We start from the raw sequence: 9,154 nt of genomic DNA on the forward strand, positions 1-9,154 counted from the left end.
GTGACCGTGGTGCTCGCCGCCGAGCACTACCCGTCCACCCCGCGTACCGGCGACGTGATCACCGGTGCCGAGGGCGAGACGGTGCTGCACGCCGGCACCAGGCGTCGCGACGACGGTGCGCTGGTCTCCGCCGGTGGGCGCGTGCTCAACGTGATCGGCGTGGGCGCCGATCTCGCGGCCGCGCGCGAAGCCGCTTATGATCGGCTCGCCACCGTGAAGCTGCCGGGCGGTCACTTCCGCCGCGACATCGGTATGGCGGCCGTCGAGGGCCGGATCTCGGTCTAGCCTTTCATCCTCGTTCTCCACCTTGCACCTACCGGTTGTATGTTGCACACTCGGTGCATCTTGATGCCAGCAGGGGTGACAGCATGGTTTTTCGAGGACGAACGCCGACGCCGGACCCGACACCGCTACGGCACCACAACGTCGTCGTGAACGAGCTGCCGGACGACGTCGTCGTCGAGCGCGACGTGCCCGTCCGCACTGCGGACGGCACCGTCCTGCGGGCCGACGTCTACCGCCCCGCGAGTGCCGGTGAACAGGACCGGTGCCCCGTACTGGTGGCAGTCACCCCCTACGGCAAGAACGCCGGAGTCGACCGGTATCCCGTCGACTTCGACGAGCTCGCCGAATCCGGCAACCACATCGGCGACCTCGAACTCAGCGACTGCACCTCCTTCGAGGCACCCGATCCCGCCTACTGGGTTCCTCGCGGCTACGTCCTCGTCGTCGCCGACATGCGCGGCCACCACGCCAGCGGCGGCCGGCCGCGCATGCTGCTCGGCCGGGCCGCGCTCGACTGCGCGGCCGTCGTGGAATGGGCCGGCAGCCAGGAGTGGAGCAACGGCCGGGTCGGTCTCGCCGGCGCCGACTATCTCGCGACCCTGCAGTGGTACACCGCGGCACTGAACCCGCCCCATCTCGCGGCCATCGCCCCCTGGGAGGGCGTGAGCGATCCCTGCCGCGACATCCTCACCCAGGGTGGCATCCCCGAGACCCGTTACAGCGAGTTCTGGTACAGCGCGATGAACACCGGGGTGCGCTGCGGCGCCGTGTCCCTCCGGCGGTTCACCCCGTGGCTGTTGCGCCGGTTCCCCGACTTCTTCCGTCACGTCGCCCCGCCTCCCCGGCTCGAGGACGTCACCGTGCCCGCGCTGGTGGGAGTCTCCTGGTCGGATCAGGGCCCCCGCGCCCGCGGAGCGGTCGAGGGCTACCGCCGCATCGGGTCGGAGCACAAGTGGCTCTACACCCACGGGCGGAAGATGTGGCAGACCTTCTACGGCAACGAAGCGCTCGACTACCAGCGACGTTTCTTCGACCACTACCTCAAGGACGAGGACAACGGCTTCGCCGACACCCCGCGCGTGCGCCTTGAGACCCGCCACGACCTCCGGACCTATTCCGAACGCCTCGAGTCCGAGTGGCCCGTGCCCGGCACCCGCTACGTCTCACTCCACCTCGACCACGCGAACGCCGCTCTGAGCACCACGCCGTGCGAGAGCCGGCAGTTCCGGCGCACCTTCCCCGTCGCGGGCGACGAACTCGTCTTCACCCACACCTTCGCCGAGGACACCGAGATCACCGGGCACGCGGCACTGCGTCTGTGGGTGCAGGCGAAGGATGCCGACGACATGGACCTGTTCGTCGGCCTGGCCAAACGCGACGAATACGGCCGCGACGTGTGGTTCGAAGGACACGGCGGATACGAGAAGGGATTCGTCGCCCACGGCTGGATGCGGGTCTCCCGCCGGGCACTGGACCCGGAAGCCTCCACCGCCTACCGGCCCGTCCACGACCAGAAGAAGTACTGGCCGCTGCTGCCGGACCAGATCGTGCCGGTCGACATCGAGATCATGCCGCACAGCACCTTCTTCGAGGCCGGTTCCAGCCTCGTTCTCGTCATCGCCGGCCACGACCTCGACGAGAATCCGCGCGTCGGCCACGACCGCACGATCAACAAGGGCTTCCACATCGTGCATGCGGGCGGACAGTTCGACTCGCATCTGCTGTTGCCGGTCGTGCCGCAGCCGGCGCCGGAACCCGAGGAGACGGCCACCGGCGCGAAGGCCGCGCCTGCGCAGGTCGTCGATCGTCCGGACTATCCGATCGCGTGGGGTGCCCTCGCCCGACTTCAGCGCGTCCGGCTCTGAGGAACGACGCGCGCGTACTACCGTCGTCGACGTGCGCCCCGAATCCCAACGCTCTGCTATCGAGACGTTCCACGTCATGGATGTGTGGAAGGCGGCCGCCGAGCGGCAGCGCTCCCACGGCGACGTCCTGAGTCTCGCCGCCGGACAACCGTCGACCCCCGCACCCGCCCCCGTGCTCCGCGCCGCGAACCTCGCGATCGACGCGGAACTGCTGGGTTACACGGAAACCTTCGGCATCCTGCCGTTGCGCGAGGAGATCGCGGCGTACCACCGCCACAAGTACGGCATCGACGTCGATCCGGACGACGTCGTCGTCACCACCGGCTCCTCCGGTGCCTTCACCCTGCTGTTCCTCGCGGCTTTCGACGTCGGCGACACCGTCGTCGTCGCCCGGCCCGGTTACCCGGCCTACCGCAACACCCTCGCCGCGCTCGGCTGCCGCGTCGTCGAACTCGACTGCGGCCCGCAGACCCGCTACCAGCCGACCGTCGCGATGCTCGAGGAACTCGACACTCCGCCCGCGGGTGTCGTCGTCGCCAGTCCCGCGAACCCCACCGGCACGATGATCGAACCGGACGAGCTCGCGGCGCTCGCACGCTGGTGCGACGAGCACGGCAGCCTCCTCGTCTCCGACGAGATCTACCACGGCATCGAATTCGATACTCCCGGCTCACCCGCGACCTCCACCGCCTGGGCGACCTCCCGCGAAGCCGTGGTGATCGGCTCGGTGTCGAAGTACTTCTCGATGACCGGCTGGCGACTCGGCTGGATGCTCGCGCCGGAGAGGATGCGGCCGGCGCTGCAGCGACTCGCGTCGAACATGACGGTGTGCCCGCCGTCGATCTCCCAGTTCGCGGCGATCGAGGCGTTCGGAACCGAGGCCCGCACCGAACTCGACGGGCACGTCTCCCGTTACGCCGTGAACCGGGAACTGCTGCTCGAAGGACTGCCGGATCTCGGCATCACGAAACTCGCACCGGCCGACGGTGCCTTCTACGTCTATGCCGACATCGGGCATCTGCTCGACGGCGAGAACTCGACGGCGTGGTGCGCGCGACTGCTCCACGACACCGGTCTCGCGCTCGCACCGGGCGTCGACTTCGACACCGTGCGCGGCGACGGCACCGTGCGACTGTCGTTCGCGGGATCGACCGCCGACGTCACCGCGGCGCTCGACCGGCTGGCGGGGTGGCTGCCCGTCTCGTGATCACCGGCCCCGGCCGCCGAGGGCGGGTCACCGCCCGTCGGCGATGATCCGCGCGATGTTCCGTTCGGCCAGCGCGGCGATGGTCAGCGAGGGGTTGGCGGTGCCGGTGCTGCCCGGGATCAGTGCGCCGTCGACGACGTAGAGACCGGGATGGCCGTGGACGCGGCCGTAACCGTCGGTCGCATCGCCGAGCACCGCACCACCGAGCGGGTGCGCGGTGAACGTCGCATTGACGTCCTCGGCCATCGGTGATGCGCCCGGAATCGTGCCGCCGGCCTGTGCCATCGCGTTGTGCACGGCCCGCAGTGCGTCGACGCTCTCGCGCTCACCCCCCGCCGGCCAGTTCAGGACGGCACGGTCGGCGCCCGCGTCGTAGGTGAAGTCGGCGCGAGTCGGATCGAGGGTCATGCCGAGCGAGGCGAGCATCCCGACGTCTTTCGCGGTGCCCGCGACGAACCAGTTCTCGAGGCTCAGGGGCAGGCCCGACTCGTCGACGATCCGCGACGCCGACGGCGCTCCCTGGTCGCCGCCGAAACCGTCGGTGAGGGCGAACGACCGCACGAGCACGGCGTCGCCGTTGGTGCCCCAGCCCCGCCCGACGCGCTCGTCGAGGTTCGGCAACGAACCGGTGTGCCGGGCCTTGACGAGCAGTTCGGTGGTGCCGACCGATCCGGCGCCGAGGACGAGGCGATCGCACGTGATCGTGGTGGTGCGCAGCACCGCACCCGTCGGGTCGACGGCCTGCACGTCGAGCCGGTAGCGGCCGTTGCCGTCCTGGCCGACGGCGAGCACCCGGTGGCCGTGGCACACCAGCGTGCGACCGGTCGCCTCGGCTGCCGGGATGTAGTTCTGGGTGAGATCGAACTTCGCGCCGTTCGAATTGCCGAGATTGCTCTCGCCCGCGACGGCCGACCGGCGCACCGAACCGGCGAGTTCGGCACGCACGACGTCCCAGTCCCAGATCCCGTCGATGCGGTGCGGACTGTAGCCGGCGGCGCGTGCGTCGTCGTCCCAGCGCCGCGAATGCGTGAACTCCCCGGCGTTGTAGATGTCGTCGGGCATCGGATCGAGGCGCAGCATCGAGCGCACCTTCGGGTACCAGGTGGACGTCATCTCGTCGTAGGAGAGGCGGTCGCCGAAGACGTGCTCGAAGAAGTGCCGTTCGGGGGCGATCATCACGCCGGTGAAGACGATCGATCCGCCGCCCACCGCGGCACCGCGCCACACCGACATGTTCGGGTAGTCGACCACGTCGAGGACGCCGGCGAAGTCGTCGCACACCACCGGGATGCCGGTCGGACCGGTGAACCGGGTGCGGTGGTGGTAGCCGCGACCGTCGGCGAGCAGGTCGGTCGTGAAGATCTCCCGGTGCGGGTCGCGGGGCCAGCGCATACCGCGCTCGAGCATCGTGACCCGGTTCCCGGCCTCGGCGAGGCGCAGGGCGGCGACGCTCGCCCCGAAACCGGAACCCACCACGACGACCTCGGAGTGCTCCGGCGGGGTGGGCGGCGGCACGAACAGTTCCGGTACGAGACGGCGGTACTCCTCGAGCCCGACGGGCAGTGCATTCGCCCGGGGGAGCCCGAGGCCGGAGATGGCGGACAGGCCGGAGCCGACGGCACCGGTACCGGCCAGCGCAGCCCCGAGAACGGATGCCTGCAGAAAGCGTCGACGTCTCATCCGGTACGGCTCCGATCGTTCGATGACCTGTGCGCGGGGAAGCACCCGCCGAGACTCGACACGCGCGGGCGGGCGTAATGGTACCGGTTGGTCTCGAATTCCGTTTTCCCCTGGTGAGACCCCCGAGCTGTCACCATGAGAGTGTGTCGATTGCTGCAACCCCGAAGGGCGAACGGCGCCGTCAGGCGCTGGTCGAAGCAGCAGCCGACCTCATTCTCGAGGGAGGTATCGACGCCGTACGCCACCGTGCCGTCGCCACCCGCGCGGGTCTTCCACTCGCGTCGACGACCTACTATTTCGCATCGCTCGACGATCTCGTCGCGTGCGCGGTGGACTACAACAGCGAACGGGAACTGGATGCGATGCGGGCGCGGGTCCGCGATATCCAGCAGCTTCCGCGCAGCCTCGAAGGCACGGCCGATCTCATCGTCGACCTGCTGATAGGCCCCCGGGAGGACGACGGCGGAATCGACCGCGAACGCCTGATCTCGCGATACGAACGGTGCGTCGCCACGGCCCGCTATCCGGAACTGCACGACGTGCAGGTACGGATGCGCGAACAGATCGACGACCTGCTCACCGACCTGCTCGAACGCTGCTGCCGATCGGTGCGGCCCCGGGAGGTGCGCCGGCTCGTGGCGGTGGTGGACGGCGCGGTCCTCGGCGGGCTGGGCGAGTTCGATCCCGACCCGCGCTCGCTCGCGCGCGGCATCCTGCTCGACGTCGTGGAGACCGTCGCGCCCCCGGCCGAGGAGTGAGGTCGGGGAATACCTGGGCAGGACCGGACCGTAAACTCACTTCTGTGAGCCACATCCCCAACGTCCTCGCCACTCGCTACGCCAGTCCCGAACTCAGGGATCTGTGGTCGCCCGAGTACAAGATCGTGCTCGAGAGGCAGCTGTGGCTCGCGGTGCTGCGGGCGCAGGCCGAACTTGGGATCGACGTTCCGGCCGAGGCGATCGCCGATTACGAACGCGTCGTCGAGCAGGTCGATCTCGACTCCATCGCGGCGCGGGAGCGCGTCACCCGCCACGACGTCAAGGCTCGCATCGAGGAGTTCAACGCGCTCGCCGGGCACGAGCACGTCCACAAGGGCATGACCAGCCGCGACCTCACGGAGAACGTCGAACAACTGCAGATCCTGCGGTCGCTCGAACACGTCCACTCCCACGGTGTCGCCGTGGCCGCGCGGCTCGCCGAGCGCGCGACCGAGTACGCCTCGCTGGTCATGGCCGGTCGCTCGCACAACGTCGCGGCGCAGGCCACCACCCTCGGCAAGCGTTTCGCCTCCGCGGCCGACGAGCTGCTCATCGCTCTGCAGCGTGTCCGGGAGTTGATCGCCCGGTACCCGCTGCGGGGGATCAAGGGCCCCATGGGCACCGCCCAGGACATGCTCGACCTGCTCGGCGGCGATGCCGCGAAGCTCGCGCAGCTCGAGCAGAAGGTCGCGCAGCATCTCGGCTTCGCGAACGTCGTCACCAGCGTGGGCCAGGTCTACCCGCGCTCGCTCGACCACGACGTGCTCTCCGCGCTCGTGCAGGTCGGTGCCGGCCCCGCGTCGTTCGCCCACACCATCCGGCTCATGGCCGGTCACGAACTCGTCACCGAAGGATTCCAGCCCGGCCAGGTGGGTTCGTCCGCGATGCCGCACAAGATGAACACCCGTTCGTGCGAGCGCGTCGACGGTCTGCAGGTCGTCCTGCGCGGATACGCCTCCATGGCCGCCGAACTCGCCGGTGCGCAGTGGAACGAGGGTGACGTCTTCTGCTCCGTCGTCCGGCGGGTCGCCCTTCCCGACGCCTTCTTCGCGATCGACGGCCAGATGGAGACCTTCCTGACGGTCCTCGCCGAGTTCGGCGCCTACCCGGCGGTGATCGAGAAGGAACTCGTGCGGTACCTGCCGTTCCTGGCGACCACCAAGGTGCTCATGGCCGCCGTGCGGGCGGGGGTGGGTCGCGAGACCGCTCACGAGGCCATCAAGGAACACGCCGTGTCCGTTGCGCTCGCGATGCGCGAGCAGGGCCGCGAACCCGATCTGCTCGACCGTCTCGCCGCCGACGACCGGCTCCCGCTCGACCGCGCCGCACTCGATGCGGCCCTGGCCGACCGGGAGGTCTTCGCCGGAGCCGCGGTGGCACAGGTCGACGCGGTCGTCGCGGCGGTGCAGGATCTCGTCGCGCAGTATCCGGAAGCGGCGAAGTACACGCCGGCACCGATTCTGTAGGAAGCGGCTTCGGGAAAGAACAAGAGACCGACTACCGGGGGGAGTGTCCGATGGGGGTGGCGGTATCAGCAGGGGAGAACGAAATGTCGGTGAAACAGGGAAATACGGGTCGGGTGCGTGATGCAGCGCGGACACGCACCGCACTGCTCGACGCAGCACTCGAAGTGTTCCTGCGCGACGGGTACGCAGCGGCGGCCACGGAGGAGATCGTCTCCGTGGCGGGAGTGACGCGCGGTGCGCTGTACCACCACTTCGCCGACAAGCGGGATCTGTTCCGCGGTGTCATCGAGCGTATCCAGAAGGAAGCAGAAGGGTCCCTGGCTCCCGTCGAGCCGATCGAGGATGCCTGGGAAGGCTTCACCTCGGCCGTGCTCGCGTCGCTCGACGCGGTCTACGACCAGGCGACGCGCCGGTTGTTGCTGATCGAAGCTCCCGCCGTCCTCGGCTGGACCGAAGTGCGGGAGACGCATCGGCATTCGTCCCTGAAGTCGATCGAGCGCACCCTCGTCACCGTCGATCCCGACGTATACGAGATGTCGTCCACGCGGACGTCGGTACTCGCCCACCTGCTCATCGCGGCCGTCGAGGAAGCGATGCTGTGCCTCGCGCACAGCGACGATCCGGTGCGCGACCGCCCCGCGGTGGAGGGCGAATTGCTGCGTCTCCTCGAAGCGGCCCGGGGTCCGGCGCACGCGGAGGAGTCCACGCCCCGGTGACGGACTGCATCTTCTGCGCCATCGTGGCCGGGCAGTCGCCGGCCAGTGTCGTACTCGACGAACCCGACGTGCTCGCGTTCATGGACATCCGTCCGTTCACCCCGGGACACCTGCTCGTGATTCCGAAACGGCACGCGTCCGGACTGGCGCAGCTCGATCCGGAGGACGGAGCGAAGGTGTTCGCCGCCGGACAACGGATCGCCACGGCGATGCGCGCGTCCGAACTGCCGATCGAGGGTGTGAACATGTTCCTCGCCGACGGTGTGGCCGCCGGCCAAGAGGTCTTCCACGTGCACCTGCACCTCGTGCCGCGCACAGCCGGTGACGGCTTCGGGATCCGCGCCCACTGGCAGACACCGAACCGGACGGTGCTCGACGGCACGGCCGCCACGATCCGCACCGCGGTGGAGTCCCGCCGGTCGTGATCGGGTGACAGACGCATACATCCAGCCGATCGCACCGGTCGGCGGTTCCCTCGCATGGTCCGCGCTGGTCGCCGTGCTCCCGCTGCTCACCATGCTCGTCCTGCTCGCCGTCTTCCGATTGCGGTCGCATTCCGCAGCGGGAATCGCAGTGGTGGTTGCGCTCGTGGTGGGCACCGCCGTCTACGGCATGCCGATCGGGTCGGCGCTCAGCGCCGGGATCGAAGGCGCCGTCTTCGGGCTCTTCCCGATCATGTGGACGGTGGTCAACGCCGTCTGGGTGTACCGGCTCACCGTCGAATCCGGGCACTTCGACGTCCTCACCCGCGCATTCGGGCGGATCTCCCCGGATCCGCGCATCCTCACGATCGTCATCGCCTTCCTGTTCGGCGCGCTGCTCGAGGCGGTCGCCGGCTTCGGCACGCCCATCGTCGTCGCGACCGTCGTGCTCATCGGTGCCGGACTGCCGCCGGTGCGCGCGGCCGCTGCGGCCCTGCTCGCCAACTCGGTCGTCACACCGCTCGGCGTCATGGGCACCCCGATCCTGACGATGTCGCGCGTCTCGGAGATCCCCATCGACGAGATCGGTCCGGTCGTCGCGCGGCAGGTCTGCCTGCTCGCGGTCTTCGTCCCGCTCGTGCTGGTCGCGGTGATCGGCGGATGGCGCGGCGTCCGGGAGACGTGGCCGGTCGCGCTCGCCGTCGGACTCGCCTTCGCCGCCGCCCAGTTCGTGTGCGCGAGCTACCTCACGGTGG

The 9,154-nt window shown here is 69.3% G+C and carries 9 protein-coding genes; 8 read left to right on the forward strand and 1 reads right to left on the reverse strand.

The window, feature by feature from the left end:
- From R1101_RS26375 to R1101_RS0110575, 3 genes are all read left to right on the forward strand, one after another.
- Positions 1 to 285, forward strand: a 285-nt coding sequence (locus R1101_RS26375; RefSeq protein ID WP_332306998.1) for a phosphoribosylglycinamide synthetase C domain-containing protein, incomplete at its 5' end; no start/stop codon positions are given.
- A gap of 146 nt (positions 286 to 431) precedes the next feature.
- Entirely contained in the window at positions 432 to 2,150 is a 1,719-nt protein-coding gene (locus R1101_RS0110570) for a CocE/NonD family hydrolase (RefSeq protein WP_016933403.1), read from the forward strand.
- A gap of 31 nt (positions 2,151 to 2,181) precedes the next feature.
- Positions 2,182 to 3,357, forward strand: a complete 1,176-nt coding sequence (locus R1101_RS0110575) for a pyridoxal phosphate-dependent aminotransferase (RefSeq protein WP_026003124.1) — start codon at positions 2,182 to 2,184, stop codon at positions 3,355 to 3,357.
- 27 nt (positions 3,358 to 3,384) lie between these two features.
- Here R1101_RS0110575 and R1101_RS0110580 read toward each other — a convergent pair whose 3' ends face one another.
- On the reverse strand, positions 3,385 to 5,037 hold the full coding sequence (locus tag R1101_RS0110580) for a GMC oxidoreductase (protein ID WP_026003125.1): 1,653 nt from the start codon (positions 5,035 to 5,037) through the stop codon (positions 3,385 to 3,387).
- 143 nt (positions 5,038 to 5,180) lie between these two features.
- Here R1101_RS0110580 and R1101_RS0110585 point away from each other — a divergent pair, with 143 nt between their 5' ends.
- From R1101_RS0110585 to R1101_RS0110605, 5 genes are all read left to right on the forward strand, one after another.
- Positions 5,181 to 5,795: a TetR/AcrR family transcriptional regulator gene (locus R1101_RS0110585; RefSeq protein ID WP_016933406.1), complete on the forward strand. Its 615-nt coding sequence runs from the start codon at positions 5,181 to 5,183 to the stop codon at positions 5,793 to 5,795.
- A 44-nt stretch (positions 5,796 to 5,839) separates the two neighbouring features.
- The gene (purB, locus tag R1101_RS0110590; protein WP_016933407.1) at positions 5,840 to 7,261 is read left to right on the forward strand and encodes an adenylosuccinate lyase; all 1,422 of its coding nucleotides are present in this window, start codon (positions 5,840 to 5,842) and stop codon (positions 7,259 to 7,261) included.
- 83 nt (positions 7,262 to 7,344) lie between these two features.
- On the forward strand, positions 7,345 to 7,977 hold the full coding sequence (locus R1101_RS0110595) for a TetR/AcrR family transcriptional regulator (RefSeq protein ID WP_198420258.1): 633 nt from the start codon (positions 7,345 to 7,347) through the stop codon (positions 7,975 to 7,977).
- Entirely contained in the window at positions 7,974 to 8,402 is a 429-nt protein-coding gene (locus R1101_RS0110600; RefSeq protein ID WP_016933409.1) for an HIT family protein, read from the forward strand. The genes R1101_RS0110595 and R1101_RS0110600 overlap by 4 nt, the downstream gene beginning before the upstream one ends.
- Positions 8,403 to 8,406: 4 nt before the next feature.
- Positions 8,407 to 9,154, forward strand: a 748-nt coding sequence (locus R1101_RS0110605) for an L-lactate permease (RefSeq protein ID WP_016933410.1), incomplete at its 3' end; no start/stop codon positions are given.

Origin of the sequence: Rhodococcus sp. R1101 (genome assembly GCF_000278445.1) — a bacterium.
Classification (GTDB): domain Bacteria; phylum Actinomycetota; class Actinomycetes; order Mycobacteriales; family Mycobacteriaceae; genus Rhodococcus; species Rhodococcus gordoniae.